The 17,117-nt window shown below is 60.0% G+C and carries 8 protein-coding genes and 3 pseudogenes; 1 reads left to right on the plus strand and 10 read right to left on the minus strand.

The genetic code is table 11. The features are described 5' to 3' along the window. Window positions 1–36: 36 nt before the first annotated feature. From BMOU_RS02420 to BMOU_RS02440, 5 genes are all read right to left on the minus strand, one after another. Window positions 37–1,245: a glycoside hydrolase family 5 protein gene (locus BMOU_RS02420; protein WP_034874574.1), complete on the minus strand. Its 1,209-nt coding sequence runs from the start codon at window positions 1,243–1,245 to the stop codon at window positions 37–39. Between the two features lie 192 nt (window positions 1,246–1,437). After that, complete coding sequence (locus BMOU_RS02425; RefSeq protein ID WP_034874576.1) at window positions 1,438–2,379, minus strand: NAD(P)H-binding protein; 942 nt, start codon at window positions 2,377–2,379, stop codon at window positions 1,438–1,440. A gap of 138 nt (window positions 2,380–2,517) precedes the next feature. Further along, on the minus strand, window positions 2,518–3,663 hold the full coding sequence (locus BMOU_RS02430; protein WP_034874578.1) for a glycoside hydrolase family 5 protein: 1,146 nt from the start codon (window positions 3,661–3,663) through the stop codon (window positions 2,518–2,520). 186 nt (window positions 3,664–3,849) lie between these two features. Next, on the minus strand, window positions 3,850–5,196 hold the full coding sequence (locus BMOU_RS02435; RefSeq protein ID WP_034874972.1) for a glycoside hydrolase family 30 protein: 1,347 nt from the start codon (window positions 5,194–5,196) through the stop codon (window positions 3,850–3,852). A gap of 72 nt (window positions 5,197–5,268) precedes the next feature. Further along, on the minus strand, window positions 5,269–6,594 hold the full coding sequence (locus BMOU_RS02440) for an MFS transporter (protein ID WP_034874580.1): 1,326 nt from the start codon (window positions 6,592–6,594) through the stop codon (window positions 5,269–5,271). Between the two features lie 328 nt (window positions 6,595–6,922). Here BMOU_RS02440 and BMOU_RS02445 point away from each other — a divergent pair, with 328 nt between their 5' ends. After that, window positions 6,923–7,549 carry a TetR/AcrR family transcriptional regulator gene (locus BMOU_RS02445; protein WP_034874582.1) on the plus strand — a complete coding sequence of 209 codons (627 nt, stop codon included), beginning with the start codon at window positions 6,923–6,925 and terminating at the stop codon, window positions 7,547–7,549. Between the two features lie 30 nt (window positions 7,550–7,579). Here BMOU_RS02445 and BMOU_RS02450 read toward each other — a convergent pair. The 5 genes and pseudogenes from BMOU_RS02450 to BMOU_RS02465 form a co-directional block, all read right to left on the minus strand. Next, window positions 7,580–9,695: pseudogene (locus BMOU_RS02450) on the minus strand (beta-galactosidase). Between the two features lie 209 nt (window positions 9,696–9,904). After that, window positions 9,905–10,534, minus strand: coding sequence for a TetR/AcrR family transcriptional regulator (locus BMOU_RS02455; protein ID WP_034874974.1), 630 nt, complete (start codon window positions 10,532–10,534; stop codon window positions 9,905–9,907). A 76-nt stretch (window positions 10,535–10,610) separates the two neighbouring features. Then, window positions 10,611–11,882, minus strand: coding sequence for a glutamate-cysteine ligase family protein (locus BMOU_RS02460; RefSeq protein WP_034874586.1), 1,272 nt, complete (start codon window positions 11,880–11,882; stop codon window positions 10,611–10,613). Between the two features lie 241 nt (window positions 11,883–12,123). Further along, window positions 12,124–13,458 (minus strand): annotated as a pseudogene (locus BMOU_RS11790) (activase); the annotation flags it as partial. 315 nt (window positions 13,459–13,773) lie between these two features. Next, window positions 13,774–17,001 (minus strand): annotated as a pseudogene (locus BMOU_RS02465) (acyl-CoA dehydratase activase-related protein); the annotation flags it as partial. Window positions 17,002–17,117: the final 116 nt, after the last annotated feature.

Consider the following 17,117-nt stretch of genomic DNA (forward strand, 5'->3'; position numbering starts at 1 on the left):
GTTGCGGTAATGCAGCGTGCCGTCTTCTGGTGGGGATTACTTTTGGGTCGGGAACCAGCCTTGCGCGATGCAGCGGCCGAGATCCCATGCGTCCCAGCCGATCCAGCCGGGGGTATTGACGGTGTCGGTGAGCAGCTTGTAGTTCCAGTAGTAGAAGCCGCGGCCCTTGCCCCATGCGTTGAGCTGGGACTCGGCCACGCCTTGGTACAGGCTGCGCTTCTCTTCGGCGGACAGCGCCTCGACCTGCGCACCCTCCTCGCCGTTGAGCACGCTCTGGCCGCCATGGGTGTCCACGCCGCAACCGACGGAGTTGAACAGGCACCACTCACCCACGATCGTCGGGAAGTATTCGCTCATCTCCTCGATCATCGGAGCATAGGTGTTTCTTACGAAATCGTCGTAGCCTTCGACGGTCTGCGGGCAACCCATCATTTCGGCGGTCATCAGATACTGGTGGGTGTCGAGGATCACGTTCTCGAATTCCGGCGCCAACCCGCCGTCGGCCCCGCGCATGAAACCCTTCCACTGTTCGATGTCGAAACCGTCGTGGAACACCACGGCCTTGTCGGTCGGCAACGCGCCCTTGTCGGCGTCGCGCAGGCGATGGTAGGCGGTGACGTAGAAATCCTTCAGCCAGCCGAATTCAATCGGGCCGGTGCCTTCGGCCAGTTCCGGATCGACCGCCTTGTAGCGCTCGGTCACGTTCATCATCGGCCAGGAGGTGGTGGTGTTCGGCTCGTTGATGATTTCGATGCCCATCAGCGATTCGCGCCCGCCGTAGCGCCTTGCGAGACGTTCAAGCACGGACAGTACGAATTCCACCTCATCCGGCAGCTGCGCCCACTTGCACACACCGGAGATGCCGCCGTTGTCGAAGCCGTTCTGGCTCATCGGTGCGGTATGCAGGTCGATGAGGATGGTCAGACCGTACTTGTCGGCCCAATTGAACGCCTTGTCGAGCTCGTCGATGCAGCCGAGGAACGGCGCGCGGTCGCCGAAGATGAAGTACGGCACCGGGATGCGCACGGAGTTCAGGCCCCACGATGCGATGGTGGCGAAGTCGCGTTCGTTGATGTATTCCGCACGATGCGTTCTGATCCGCGCCTCGTAGACGGCCGGATCAAGCTGGGCCGGCAGATAGTATTCGTCGTCCGCGGTGGTGCCGTCGAACAAAGCCGGATTCATCCACTTCTCCAGAACCAGCCAGTTGCCGAGGTTCACGCCTTTGATATAGTCCAGATCCATATGCACTCCTTTGTACGCCAACCGTAGTTCCCATGTAGCTTCCATGTACTTAGTAACTACTTAGTTAAATCATAATATAATTATGTGCGACACGCAAATCCTTGCCGAACGGCACGGCGGCATCAGCCGTCGCACAACGACAAAGCCCCGGGCCATGGCCCGGGGCTTGGCGCTTGAGGCCGACGCCTCCCGTCACGCGTCCTTGGAGTGCCTGTCCCCGATCTGGAACTCATCCGCATGCTCGAACATGTACCTGACCGTCAACGGTTCCGAACCGGTCAGCTTCCGGAAATCATCGGTCCTGACGGCCATCTTGCCCTCACGGATCGCCTGGGCGAACGTGACCATGCCATCCGAGGAGAACGGCGCCTCCGATCCCTCCTTGAACTCACCATCGGTGGTGCGAGGCACGCCCATCGCATCGAAGACCCGATAGTTCTCCTCGTCGGTGATCTCCCTGTATTCCACATGGTTGCCGGTAACCGCATTGCCTATCTCGCAGAATTCCGAGATGGTCATAAGCTCCGGGCCGTTGATGTCCAGCACCGCCTCATGTAGATCCCGGGCGGCCAACGCATACGCCACGGCCTTGGCGCAATCCCTGCGGGAGATATACGCCATCAGGCCATCGCCCTGGCTGTTCGTCAGCGGACCACCCATATGTACATAGGTGAAATAGTTGGTGATCATGGCCTCCGCATACTGCGAATTACGCAGGAACACATAGTCGAGACCCGCGTTTCTGACGTACTCCTCGGTCCAGATATGATCCTTCTTCTCCACGCTTGGGTTCGTCGGGTCGGCGGCGTTCACCAACGACGTGTATACGATCTTCCGCACACCAGCGGCCTTGGCCGCATCCACGGCATTGCCATGCGCACGCTGACGTTTGACGCCGACGAACGGCATCGACACCAACGCCATCGCATCGCCGCCCTCGAACACCTTCTCGAGGCCTTCGCGCTGATTGAAGTCCGCGATGCGGGTCTGCACACCCAATGCCGCGTATTGTTCCAACGAGGCCGGGTCGTATCCGGTGAAGATCAAATCCTTGGCTTCGGCGATCTGAAGCAGATAATCCGCGGCCTGCCCGCCAAGATTACCGTCGACACCAGTAAGAACAAGCCTGCCCATGCAATCCTCCTTGATTAACGGACTCGAAATGAGTGGCATCATCGTATATCGCAAAGACTGGGCATTCACTGAGAAAAGTGGCATCCTTTCGGCCACGGACGTCGGTTCGTCCCGGAATCATGGGAGCCTCCGGCGATTTTATGGCCATGCCTCCCCGTCGCCCGGCTGTGCCATCCATCCGTTGCGCCATACCCGTGTCAGGTCCCATCCATCCAGATTGCCGCCGCGGCGTTCTCCCTCCGCCGCATCGCCGCCCAGCAACTGGTAGCTCCAGTAGATCTGCCCTGCGGAAACGTTCCACGCATCCAATTCGAGACGAGCCACCTCGCGATACACCGCCTTGCGCTCCGCCGCATTGCGCTGCCGCTGCGCGAGAGCATTCATCAGGCACCACTCGCCCACCATGACCGGAACATGCCGGGCGGCCCGCCGGATCATCGCCTTGCCGTATGCGACGAACAACCGGTACAGCCACATCGAGGGCACCGGCACGAACGTCTCCATGGCGATGATGTAGATATGCGTGTCCAGCATGACGTTCGTCATGCCTTCCTTCCCGAACCAGCTCCCCCAGGACCCCAACCGGAATCCGTCATGGAATACGATCACGCTCTCCGGCCTTAGGATGGCGCGCAGGCGCCGGTAAGCGTCACGATACAGGTTTTTGAGGAATCTCATGGGCACGTGTCCGCTGCCCTTGGCCTCCTCCCTGACTTTGGCGTGACCGGTGGACGGTGCCGTTCGATACACCAGCCAGCTGATCGGTTCGTTCAATACCTCCATGCCGTACAACGCCGGTTCGTCACGATAGCGTTCGGCGAGACGTTCCAGCACCGTCAGCGCATACTCCACGGCCTGCGGATCCCTGCACCACTTGCATACGCCCGTAATTCCGCCATTGTCGTAACCGTTCTGCGATCCCGGCACGGTGTGCAGGTCAAGCAGCACCCGCAATCCGCACCGCCCGGCCCAGGCAAAGGCCCGATCCACGTATTCGATGCATCCCGGATGCCCCTCCACATCACCGAAGACGAAATACGGAACGGGAATGCGCACCAGATTGTATCCACGCGAGGCGATGGCGATGAAATCCCGCTCGGTCACATACGATTCGCGGTGCCGCCGTAGCAGCGCCTCCAGCCTGGACGGCTCCATCGTGCGATGCATCCAGATTTCATCATCCTCGCCGCATTGCGCGAACAGGGACGGTTTCATCCATTTCTCCAGCACCAACCAGTTGCCGAGATTCACGCCATTGATCTTCTCGTCGACTCCCAACGTCATGTCGGTTCCTTTCACGGCATATTGCTGCCCGCAACGATTCCTCACCTGGCAAGGCGGGTCACGGGAAACGTCTCACCATGATATCCTGCGGACGGCGAAAAGGCGCTTGTCTGATGGAATCAATGACCGATTCCACCAGACAAGCGCCTTACAGCGCGACACCGGCTTCGAAGCCGGCATCCACGCTCAGTCCGACACGAACGTATTGAACGAACGTGGGGCCAGCGTCACCTTGAATCCGCGGGTCCCGGAAGAGGGATCGGCGAATTCGAACGGACGCTCCCCATCGAGGGCGTTCTGCGCCACGACCACCACCGTGCCGTCCGGGTTGCGGAAGGCGATGGCCATCGAGTTGAAGTGACCGGTGGTGCCGAGCACCTTCGCACCCGGCTTGACGTAGTGCGAGAAGTGGCGCATCACGTAGTATTCCGGATTGCGGCGCACCTCATGCCCGTCGGCGGTGATGGTGAACAGCGAGTTCTGCCACCAGCCCCATGTGGAATCCTGGTCGTCGAGGATCATGTTCCAGTAGGTGTAGGCGGTCGCGCCGTTGCGCAGATAGTGGTTGATCAGGTGGAACACGTATTCGGCGTATTCCCACGAGTTGGATCCGTCGCCGCATTCGGATTCCGACTGGATCAGCTCGATTTCCGGCCACGACTCATGCGTGCGTGCGATGCAGTTCTGTCCGGCCCACTGGTAGGCGATGCCCTTGATGTACCTGCGCGCATCGTCGTCGAAGAGGATGTTGTCGACGAAGCGGTTGTAGTTGTTGAGCTTCATGCCGTAGCCACCGCCGGTCCACGCCATGTCTTCCGGGCCGTTGAGCGTACCCAGCCAGATGTCGGTGTCAATCCCGGCTTCGTCGAACGCAGGGCCGAGGTAGTCGCGGATGAACACCTTGAGCGCTTCGGCGTCCCATAGGGCGCTCGGGAACTTCTGGTCGGCGAACACCTCGTTCTGCACATGCAGCTGGTTCACGGTGATGCCATGTTCGGCGTAGGCCTGCACATACCTGACGAAATACCTGGCGTAGGCGGTCAGGTTTTCCGGCGTCTGCACGAGACGGCCGTAGTTGTAGGCCTTCGGGCGCTTCATCCACGTCGGCGGGCTCCACGGGCTGGAGAACAGCTGCATGTCCGGCTGCCATTCCTGTGCGCGGCGAATGTACGGAATCAGGGTCTTTTCGTCGTGTTCGACGGAGAAATGCTCCATCCCGTAATCGCCGTCGGTCTCGTCGTAGCTGTACCAGTGATCGGCGAAATCGTTGGCACCGACGGGCGCGCGATTGAAGGTGAAGTTCATCTCGTCAGGACTGAACAACTCCTTGATGATCTGGTCGCGCTCCTCCTCGGCGACCGTCTGCAGCGGCAGCCAGCCGAGCTCGTTGAAACAGCCACCGAAGCCGCGCAGGGCCTGGTATTCGTTGCCGTCGAGCTGCAGGTCCGGGGCGGAAACCGAGTTGGTGGATTCGATTTCGGCAGTCCTGTCGACGAGTTTGTCGTCTTGCGTGGTCGCAATCCAGGTGGTCATTGGACGCTCCTTGATATCGTCGCTGATGATTGAACCGGCCATTCCTTCCGCTCCCTTTCAGGGAGGGATGGCCTACTTGACCTTCTTGATGGCCATGATGAAGAAGCAGCCGATGATGGCCAGGGCGATGGACGTCGGGAACGCGAAGTTGTAGCCGAGATTCACCACGAGGGCGGACATCACGATCGGGCCGCACATCTGGCCAAGGGTGGTGGCCATGTTCAGAATGCCCAGATCCTTTCCGGCCTCCTCCTTGTTCGGCAGCACATCGACGAGCAGGGCCTGATCGACTGCGGAATAGACCGCGTAACCGAGGCCGGCGATGCCCGCGAACAGGTACATGCCCATGGACGACGGGAAGATCCACGGCATGGCGATGCCGATGGCGAACAGCACGGATGCCACGATGACCGGAATCTTACGGCGACCGATGATGTCGGAGACCGGGCCCGCGATGAAGGAGCCGACCAGGGACATGATCATCATGATCATGGACACGACGGACACGGTGACGGCGGAATCCTCAACGGACTGTCCGATGTAGTTCTGAATGATGTACAGCTGGTAGACGGCGATCATCTGATAGGAGACGAGCATGCAGAAACGGCCGACGAACGCCTTGTAGAAGTCGTGGGCGCCGTGGAATGCCGGCGGGCGGAAGGAGGCGAGAACGTCCTTGAAGGAGCCTTCGTCCTTCGGCAGGAAGTCGGCGGATTCCTCCTTCGGTATGATGAGCACGGAGACGACGCCGCCAAGGAACATGAGCACGCCTGCAACGGCGAAGCCGGGGATGAGGTTCTTGATGAACAATGCGCCGAGCATGGTGCCGATCGGGGAACCGATGGTGGCGCCGGCGCCATAGAAGGCGGACATGGTGCCGCGGATGCCGGATGGTACGCGATCGGACAGGATGGCGACCATCGGGGCGATCATGCAGTTCAGGCCGAACATGCAGGCGCAGTAGAAGATGGTGAGCAGCACCGCGTTATGCGTGGTGCCGGTCAGGAACAGGGTGACGCCACCGAGCACCGCGCCGAACAGGATCCACGGGGTACGGCGGCCGTGCTTGGAGCGGGAACGGTCCGAGAAATTGCCGAACATCAGGTTGGCGATCAGGGAAGCGACCGCGGTGAAGGCGTTGACGATGCCGATCAGCGCATCCGGATTGACGCCTTCAATGGTCTTGTAATGCATCGGCAGGAGCACTGCGGAAACGATGCCGAGACCCGACATCCACAGCACGCCGAACACGATGAAACCGGCACCGAATCGGGCGATGGTGACCTTATCAAACGGCTTGCCCGTTGCCGGAGAGAGCGACGGATCCTTCTCCGCCGCCGCGATGTTGGCGTAGTACGCCGCCAGACGCTCTTCTTTGCTTGCGATTGCTTCACTCATGAAACTCTCTCCTTCGATTCATGCTTCAGTAGTGAAATATGTGAGCTGCTTTGCTCCGTTTTTCGCTAACTACCACCCGGTAATTAACTTGTTTTCATTATGGACCACCCTGCGGAAAAACGCAGGCCGGCGATGCCCGACCATCGATTTTCCTTAGGGATCGTCGTTGACCAATTCCCCGCAGCATCTAAGGTTTTACGTACTTAGTAACTGCTTAGTTAAATCATATTACAAAGATTGTCGACTATCGTTTTCGGCGTGTCACAACGCTTTTCCGCAATCCTTCCCCCGCTCTGCTATAACTTAGTAGGTACAAGAAGGAGAAGTCATGCGTCGCCGTGCGGAAACCACCACCAAGAAACGAATGAGCGCCGAGGCCCGCAGGAAAAGCATCCTCGAAACCACCATCTCGTTCATTTCACAGTTCGGTTTCTGGGGCTTCACCATCCGTGACGTAGCCCAGGCTCAGAACATCACCGAAGCGGGCCTCCTTTACTACTACAATTCCAAGGAACAACTGCTTGAGGAAACCCTCAAGTACGCCGATCGCATCAATCAGATCGCCATCGCGAAGCACTTGGGCGTCGAAGGCGTGACCGGCGAGGTCTTGCAGGACGGCATCGCATACCATTGCGATCTGGGGCTGAAGGCCATTTCCACAGGTACCGTGGAAACCAATGCCGACCGGCTGGAAATGGTCCGTCTGTACACGCTGCTCGAAAGCGAGGCGTTAAGCAAGGACCATCCCGTGCATGAGTATTTCGAACAGCGCGAAACCAATCTGCTCAGGGAGTATGCGTTCGCCGCGAAACGGGACGGGGTCGCCGATCCGGAGCGCACCGCCCTGCAGGTCCTCTCCGCCATGGAAGGCCTGCAGCTGCGGTGGCTCAACGGATCTCACGACATCGACTTCGTGGCCGAATGGAAGGCCCTCATCGATCTGATCATCCCGTAAGGTCGCCTACGGCAATCCGCTACCCGACGATCACCGCAAGGTCCAGCGGCCAATCGTCAGCTCATCGCCTTCGGCCACAGCCGTACCGGCCCCGAGCGGAACCTGGGCCGTGGCGGCTTCGTCGATTTCGCCACTGGCACCGATAACCTTCGGCGCAACCACCACCGTACCCGCAACGGGGCTTGCGACCGTGACCGGTTCGGCGGAGTAGTTAAGCAGATACGTCACGTGTTCGCCACGCACATTCACACCCTGGCGAACCGCGACCTTACCGGCGAGCGCGGTTCCCGCGCCGGCAACACCGGCATGTCCCACGGCCTCGCGCATCACCTCACGGATCGAATCCGCATCCAGCAGGGTGCCGATCCATTCCGCGTCGCCCTTGCCGAAGGCGTGGCGGGTCACCGCCGCATAGTCCTTCCACGCATAGTGCCCGTATGATGCGAGCACCTCGGTATCGTCGTCGGCGACGAGCAGTTCGATCAGCGCCTGCGCGTCAACCGCCGGCATTTCGGCGAGCGGGCCCGCGAATTCGACGGAGACATGACCGTTCGGACGCGTGAACTGATTGTAGGTCATACCGAATACGTCGGTGAGATGGTGCGGTGCACGGTCCGCCCATACCGTCACCTCGTCGTCGGCGACGAACGAGCGCATGGTGGAGACCAGATGGCCGCCGTTCGCCACGAATTCACGCAAACGGTCCGTGGTCTCCTGCGGCGTGGCATAGAGCGCCGGGGTCACGATCATCTCGTACTTGGCGAGGCGTTCGGCCGGGGCGTCGGCAGGCACGAAGTCGCATTCCACATTGAGTTCGAACAGCGCATCATACACGTTACGCACCACATCGTTGTATTTGAGGCTGCCGCCGAACGGGAAGCCTGCCTCGATGAGGAACCAGTCGAGCGCGGTCAGCGATTCGTTGCTCACCATGATGGCCACCCTGTTGCGCTTCTTCAGGTGAACCAACCGCTCCCCCACTTCGGGCCGGGCGATCTCTCGGCCGAACACGCCCGCCTCACGGTAGGTCGGGTTCGGTTCGAGATCGTGGCTCAGCAAGCCCTTCCAATAGGTTTCGAACGAGTTGTGAATGGAATGCCAATGCCAGTACTCCACCATGTCGGCACCGGAGGCAAGATGCGAATAGGCCTGCAGTCGCAGCTGGCCGGGGAACGGGAGCCAGCCGTGCTGACCCTGCGCCTCGGTCTCAAGCACCAGGTAGTTCCGGCCGTCTTTGGTGGAGCGGGTCATGTCGCCGCCGAATGCGATCTCCTTGCCGGTCAGGTCGTCTTCGGTCGGATGATAGATGTCCACGCCGGTGATGTCCACTGCGGTCGAGGCCTTGAAATGGTCGACGGCCGGCTGCACGCCGAAGGAGTAGCCCCGCCATTCGAAATCGAAATTCTGCGTGATGAACTGGTCATCATGGGCGTATTCGCGCACGATATCGGACTGCCATTGCAGGAATTCACGCACCTGGTCGCGGCGGAACCTGTCGAACTCCGCACCAAGCGACTCGTTGACGGTGGCGGTCACATCCGGGAAGTCCTCCCAGGAGTCCACACGGTTCGACCAGTAGTCGAGTCCGAAATGCCGGTTCAGCTCACCCAGATCGCCACCGAACCTGCGATGCAGATACTTGACGAACAGACGTTGCATGTCTTCGGAGACGGAATCGTAGTACTTGGTCTCATTGTCGACCTGATAGCCGATGACCGCCGGATGATCGGCGACGTGCGCGATGAGTTTTCGGATCACGCGCTCGCCGTAGAAGCGGTACGTGGCGTTGACGATATCCATGATCTGGCGTGAGCCGTACTTGCCAGGCCCGTTCGGGGTGACGGCGAGCACGCCCGGGTCGAGCTTGACCAACCAACTCGGCACGGCGTAGGTGGGTGTTCCGACGATTACGTTGATGCCATGACGCGCGGCCGCGTCGAGCGCGCGATCCACGTGGGAGAAGTCGAACACGCCGGGCTGTGGTTCGCAGGTGCTCCATGTGGATTCGGCGACGCGGATCACGTTGAGTCCCGCATCCTTCATCATCTGCATATCGGCATCGATACGGTCGATGCCCTTCATCATCAGGTACTCATCGTAGTATGCGGCGCCAAAAAAGAATATGATCCACTGATGTGCGGCCCATGGCCCCTCTTTCTGTTGTCTTCGTTGACCAATTTATCTAATGGTTATTAGATATGAACAATATATATCCATATAAAGCCATTGTCAAGAATGGCGTAATTACAGGCGTGTTTTATCTAATGGCCATTAGAAAGCGATGTCGGGTTTTCCGCCTTCGCGCCCGAACAGGGCCCGACGGATACCGGTCGACTTTGCCGGCGGACGGTGAATCTACCTATAGCCATCCCACACCGGCGAAGGGAAGATCATCCTCTCGAATACGAGCCATTCATCGTACAGATCGATCGGCGGCTTGCGCGTCCAGCGCAGCTGGATGCCATCCATGGCCTCCAGACAATGCCGCACAATCGGTCTCATGGCATCCCAGCCACCGATTTCCGGCGGGACTTTCCACGGATACTCCGAGTACTGCACCCACACCTTATCCGGCCTGTTCTCGAAGTAGTCATGTAGCGGATGCTCCAAGCTGAACGCCTCGGACTCCAGCACCATATATAACTGCAACAGACTGCGCCGCTGCGCGTTGTAGCGCACCAGGAATCGCAGATACGACGGAAACAGCGGAGCCTCCGGATCGCTGCCGGGCAAACCCGACTCCATGAAGTCCTGCGGCGTTCCATAGGCGTCGTAGTTATCGGTGATGAGCATCGACAGCAGCTTCTCCTTATTGCCGATGTAGTGCAGCAGTCCCGGCTGACTCATGCCGATCTCGTCGGCGATGTCCTTCAGCGACGTGCCGTAGAAGCCCTTCTCCCCTATCAGCCTGACCGCCGCCGCGACGATTTCGGCCTTGCGCTCCTCGGGAGACTTGCGCACACGTTTCTTCCCCGTACCAGTCATACGCCACAGTCTACCGGGCGGCATACACCCCACGCATCCGCGCAATCTCCTTCAGTATTCAACCGAGGTCGGCGCCCTATGCCTGGAACACGTCGGGATGCTTCGGATCGCCCGGCTCGTCGGCCAGCACACCCTCCAATCCCAGGAATTCCTGCCAGAATTCCAACGAATTGCCATAGGGGGCGGACTGGCGTCCCCGCGCCTGCAGATTCGCCTTGGCCTCGAGCACATCCTCTTCGCTGATGCCGTCAAAATAGGATTCGAGGCGTTCGCGATTCGCGGAATCGTAGAACAGCGAGCCGATGATTTCAGTAAGCCGTTCCGCACGTGCGATCGGCAATGAATCCCAATGGCGGAATTCGATGAAGTTCTTCAAGCGAACGTCATTGAAATGCGTGGAGATCACATGATTGACCTCATATGCGTTGAGCTCGCGGTCCGGATACACGTCATTCGCGTTCTCATAGAACGCAGGGTGGTGCAAATCGGTTCCGGGTGTGGCCAACGCTTCCGGCGTATGCGTCAGGTCGGCGAACATCAGCGGGGTGGACAGCACATCCACCGCGTAATCCTCCCAACCGAAGCGTGGGTCGAACAGCCCTGGAATCACGTTGGTGCGCTGGAAATCCAAATAATCCCACATGCGCTGGCGCAGCAGCGGATATGGATTCTCCCGCCCCTCGAAATACGGGGTGTTACGGAAGAACCACGCCAGGATCGGGCCGATGATCGTACCCAGGCGCAGCTTGGCAATCGCATCCTTTTCGGAAACGTAATCGATGCTCACCTGCGTGGAGGCCGAGCATCGCATCATGCATGGGCCGAATTGGCCGACGCGGCCAAGATAGGCGGTCATGGACTTATAACGGTCCTTCGGGTTGACCGGAATGTCGGCATAGCCCGATTTCGGCTGGTAGCCGTAGTTCACCAGACGGAAGTCCAACTCGTCAAGCACCGGATCGACTTCACGTCGGAACGCGCCGTACAGCCCGTTCAGCTCTTCGGGTTCATGCAAGACACCAAGCGAGCACTCAAGCTGACCGCCCGGCTCGAGGGAAACGGAGATGCCTTCGCGGCCAAGTCCGACGAGACGTCCATGCTCCCAATACTCCTTGTTCTCGTCATAGTATGGGCGAATGCGGTTCAGCAGCGTCTCAAGGCCGTTCTCTTCGTAATAGTTCACGGCGGTGTCGTCACTGTTGTGTACCGGAAGATGTTCTATCTCCACCCCGAAACCGCCGGTGCCGCGATCCTGGCAACCGGATTCGAAGAATCTGACCAAGCTTTCCACATGCTTCGGATTCGGTTCGGTAAGCAGGTGCGCGTACGTGATTCTTGGTGCTGTCATGATGGTCATCCTAACGAAAATCGGTACCCGCAACGCAGGAACCGCTATATGGAAAATCGATAACGTCCATCCATATGCCATCCCAATCCGCCGACGCCGGCGGCCCCTCACCGTCGGCAGCTTGGGCGAAATCCGAACCACCGATGCTCAGACCATCTCAGTGTCGGCGGATTGGAAGCAAGCCCAAACCACCGACGGTGACACGCTCCCACGCTCCCAGCGTCGGTGGTCTGGGAACTCCTCAGGCCGCAGGCTCGGCCTGGCGGGCCTTATACGCCTTCTTCGCCGCCGAAATCATCAGCTTGATGCGGTTGAGCTGATTGGCTTCGGATGCGCCCGGATCATAATCGATGGACACGATGTTGGCTTCCGGATGCAGTCTGCGAATCTTGCCGAACATGCCTCGACCGGTCACATGGTTCGGCAGGCAGGCGAACGGCTGTGCGCAGATCACATTCGGGCAACCCGACTCGATGAGTTCCAGGATCTCGGCGGTCAACAGCCAGCCTTCGCCGGCCTGCACGCCCACGGACGTGACCTCGCCGGCCTTCTTGACCAGCTCAGGCATAGGCAGGTCCTGAGAGAACTTGCCATTCGCCAGATCTATCGCCTTGCGCACGGGATTCAGATACAGGTCCAGCCCCTTACGCATCAGGGCATAGCCGAGCCTGCTGCCACCCATGCCGAGATAGTGCTCGTTCCAGTCGGAAATATACGGGCGGGTGGTCATGAACTCCATGATTCCCGGCACCACGGCCTCGCAATCCTGCGATTCGATCACGTCGACCACATGATTGTTGGCGTCCGGCTGGTACTTGACCAGAATCTCACCGACCACGCCGACGCGCACCTTGCGCGGCTCGTCCTTCAACGGCAGTTCGTCGAAGGACCTGACAATCTCCCTGACGAGTTCCTGATACGGCAGGTACCCCTTGCCGATGAACCTGCGCGCCGTCTTGGAGAAGCCGTGATGTTCGAGCGTTTCGCGTACGATGACGTCCCACGTCTCATACAGCTTGTCGGCACTGCCGGCAGTCACCTCATACGGACGTACACGGTACAGGCATTTCATCAGCAGATCGCCGATGATCAGCGCCTTGACGGCGCGATGCAACAGCGAGGGGGTCGCCTTGAAGCCCGGATTGTCTTCAATGCCCTGCGTGGAGATGGCGATGACCGGAATCTGCGGATACCCGGCGTCCACCAGCGCCTTGCGAATCAGGCCGAAGTAGTTGGTGGCGCGGCACATGCCGCCGGTCTGCGTGATGGCGAGCGCGGTGGTGTCCGGATCGTACTTGCCTTCCAGAATCGCGTTCACGAGCTGGCCGATAACCATGATGGCCGGATAGCAGGCGTCGTTGTTCACGTATTTCAGGCCGATTTCGACATCCTCGCGGCTGGCGTGCTTGAGAATGTCGAACTTGTAGCCGCCGGAACGGATCACGGATTCCACCAAGGAGAAGTGGATCGGGCTCATCTGCGGAGCCACGATGGTGTAGTCCTTCATGTCCTTGCCGAATGGAATGCGGTTCGCATACTTCGACATGGTGGCGGAATTGTGCGCCGATTTTTTGCCTTCCACGCTTTCGCCGATGCCATTTTCGGCGGCACGCTTGGAGGCGGCCTTCACGGCTTCGGTGAGCTTCGGATTGGCCTTCATCACCGTATCGAGCATGATCTGGCGGCCGGGGGTCGGGGCGGCGGAGCCGGTCTTGCGGAATCCATCCTGCCCGGCCTGCTTGACGGCCGCGGTCTCGGCGGCTCTGAGTTCGGCCTCGGCGGCTTTCAGTTGCGCCCTGGCCTCATCGAGCCTGGCCTTGGCGTCCGCCACGGCGGCGGCATTGCCGGGCCGATCCTGCTTGGTGGGCATGGTGGATGCCGCAACGGCACGCCTGTGATTGCGTTCGCGCTCCTCGACGGCTGCTTTGAGCGAACGCAGTCGGATCTTGGCCGCGCCCAGGTTGGTGACCTCGTCGATTTTCAGCATGGTGTACACGTCGGCCTTGTCCGCAAGGATCTCGGAGACCTGGTCCGTGGTGATGGCGTCGAGACCGCAGCCGAAGGAGTTGAGCTGCACGAGCTCAAGCCCCGGATAGGAGGCCACGAAGTTGGCGGCCGAATACAGCCGGGAATGGTAGGCCCACTGATTGGTGACGCGCAACGGCATCTTGGTCACCTTACGATCGCCGACATGCCGGAATCCGTTGGCGTTCTTCTTACGCGGATCCTCCTCGCCTTCGGCCAGATATTCACTCAACGCGAGTTTCTGCCCCGGTTGCAGTTCGCAGATCGAATCCTCGGAAAGCACCACCATACCAAGTGCGCAGATGGTTTCCGGAATACCGTGGTTGACTTCCGGATCGATATGGTACGGACGGCCCGCGAGCACGATGCCGCGGCAGTTGTGCTCCTTCATATAGGCGAGCGCCTTCAGGCCTTCCATCTGCACGTCGTGCTTGAACACCTCGTTTTCGGCGTAGGCGGCCTTGACCGCGATCTCGGCCTCCTCGCGGGTCACGTCGGCCCAGGCGAATTCCTCGACGATGCGGTCGACCATGAGTTCATGATTGGCCATGTTGAAGTACGGGCGCATGTAGCGCACGCCTTCCTCACGCAGTTCGGGCATGTTCGCGCCGATCACCACCGGATAGTTGGCCACGACCGGGCAGTTGTAATGGTTGTCGGCGTTCGGGACCAGGTTCTCCTCATATGACACGCACGGATAGAAGATGGTCTTGATGCCCTTGTTGAGCAGCCATTTGACATGGCCGTGCACCAGTTTCGCCGGATAGCAGATGTTTTCGGAGGCGATGGATTCGATGCCGGTTTCGAACAGCTCGTGCGAGCTGCGCCCGGAGATCATCACCTTGAAGCCAAGTGAGGTGAGCAGTGTGAACCAGAACGGATAGTTCTCGTACATGTTGAGCACGCGCGGAATGCCGATCTCGCCGCGGGTGGCCTTCTTGTCGGTGAGCCTGCGGTAGGCGAAGCAGCGCTTGTACTTGTAGTCGTACAGGTTCGGCCTGTCGGAGCGCTGCTTTTTGGCGTCGCCGCCGCGTTCGCAACGGTTGCCGGTCACGTAGCGGGAACCGTCCTGGAAGGTGGTGATGGTGAGTTTGCAGTGATTCTGGCACAGCTTGCACACGTCGCGTTCGGAGGTCATCGACAGGTGGTCGAGGTCCTCGCCGGAGATGATGTTCGATGCGGTATGCGTCACGCCGTCGAGCACGATCTGCTTGGTATCGGCGTTCGCCGCATCATCGGGCTCGCCGTCAAGGCCGTCGGATACGTCGGAGTAATGCATACGCGCGGTCAGGGCCGCTCCGTACGCGCCCATAAGGCCCGCGATGTTCGGTCGGGTCACCTCACGTTCGGTAAGCAGTTCGAAGGCTCGCAGCACGGCATCGTTGAGGAACGTGCCGCCCTGCACCACCACGGTGTCGCCAAGTTCGCCGGAATCACGCAGTTTGATGACCTTGTACAGGGCGTTGCGCACTACGGAGTAGCACAAGCCGGCCGCGATGTCTTCCATCGAGGCGCCTTCCTTCTGCGCCTGCTTGACGGAGGAGTTCATGAACACGGTGCAACGCGAGCCCAGATCCACCGGATGCGTGGAGTTCAGGGCCGCCTGCGTGAATTCCTGAATGGTCAGGCCCATGGATTGCGCGAAGGTCTGCAGGAACGAACCGCAGCCCGAGGAACAGGCCTCGTTCACGGCGATGGAGTCGATCACACCGTCGGAAATGGCCAGGTACTTCATATCCTGGCCGCCGATGTCGATGACGGCGGTAACGCCCGGGCTTACCATTTCGGCACCGCGGTAATGGGCCATGGTCTCGACCACGCCCTCGTCAAGGTGCAGGCCCGTGGTGATCAGGCCTTCGCCGTAGCCGGTCGCGCAGGAGCGTGCGATCCACGCACCTTGCGGCAGCTCGTTCTGAATCTTCCTGACGATGTTCACGGCGGCCGTCAGCGGGCTGCCTTCGTTGGTCGCATACGACGACCATACGATTTCACGGTCATCGTTCACCAACGTCGCCTTGATGGTGGTCGATCCGGCGTCGATGCCGAGGAAGTGCGGGCCGACCGCGCCTTCCAGCGTGCCGATGTGCACATGCTCGCGATGATGGCGCTCGTTGAACGCTTCCCGTGCCGCCTCGGTCGGGAACAGCGGGGGCATGGTCGGCGTGTTCGCCGGCAGATTCTTCAGATCCTCGAGACTCTCGAGAATGTCTTCGCAGGTGCGTGCTTCGAAATGAACGCCGTCCTCCAGCTGGTCGGGTTCGCCTGCGAGCAAGGCCGAGCCGAAGGCCACATACAGATGGGCGTCGGTCGGCACGATGAATTCGTCGACCTTGCCTTCAAGGGCGCGATGGAAGGCCTCACGCAGTTCGGACATGAAGAACAGCGGCCCGCCGAGGAAGATCACGGTGCCGTGAATCGGACGGCCGGAGGCCAGGCCGGCGATGGTCTGCGTGGCCACGGCGGTGAAGATGGAGGCGGCCAGGTCGGGTTTCGCGGCGCCATCGTTGATGAGTGGCTGCAGATCCGTTTTGGCGAACACGCCGCATCGTGAGGCGATCGGATAGAGCGTCTCGTAGCTCTTGGCCATATCGTTGAGGCCTGCCGCATCGGTGTCGAGCAGGGTGGACATCTGGTCGATGAACGCGCCGGTGCCTCCTGCGCACGAACCGTTCATGCGCTGTTCCGGCGTCGGCTTCAGGTAGGTGATCTTGGCATCCTCGCCACCGAGTTCGATGATCACATCGGCCTGCGGATATTCCTGATCGATGGCGCGGGTTTCGGCAATGACCTCCTGCACGAACGGTACATGGAGGTTGTCGGCCAGGGCCAGACCGCCGGAGCCGGTAATGGCCAGACGGATCGGCTCGTCTCCACGATTTCGGGCCACGAGTTCCTTGTGAACGTCTTCGAGCAGTCCCGCCACGGTGGCACGCACATTGGCGTGATGTCGACGATAGTCGGAGAAGAGCACGCCATCGAGCGCGTCGGTCTGATCGAGCACCACGGCCTTCACGGTGGTGGAGCCGATATCAAGACCTACACGCAACGGCTTCGTATCGCGGGCTTTGACCGCGGTATCTGCTGCTTCAACCATGTACACCTCTATGCCTGTTCGTAGTGCCGGAAGGCCTCCCCCCGTGTTCCCTTGGGTGACCTTGGCCCGGTTATCCAAGTATGCAATGGTAGTCTGTGCCCACGCCTAAGCGACCG

Origin of the sequence: Bifidobacterium moukalabense DSM 27321 (assembly GCF_000522505.1) — a bacterium.
GTDB classification, from domain to species: Bacteria; Actinomycetota; Actinomycetes; order Actinomycetales; family Bifidobacteriaceae; genus Bifidobacterium; species Bifidobacterium moukalabense.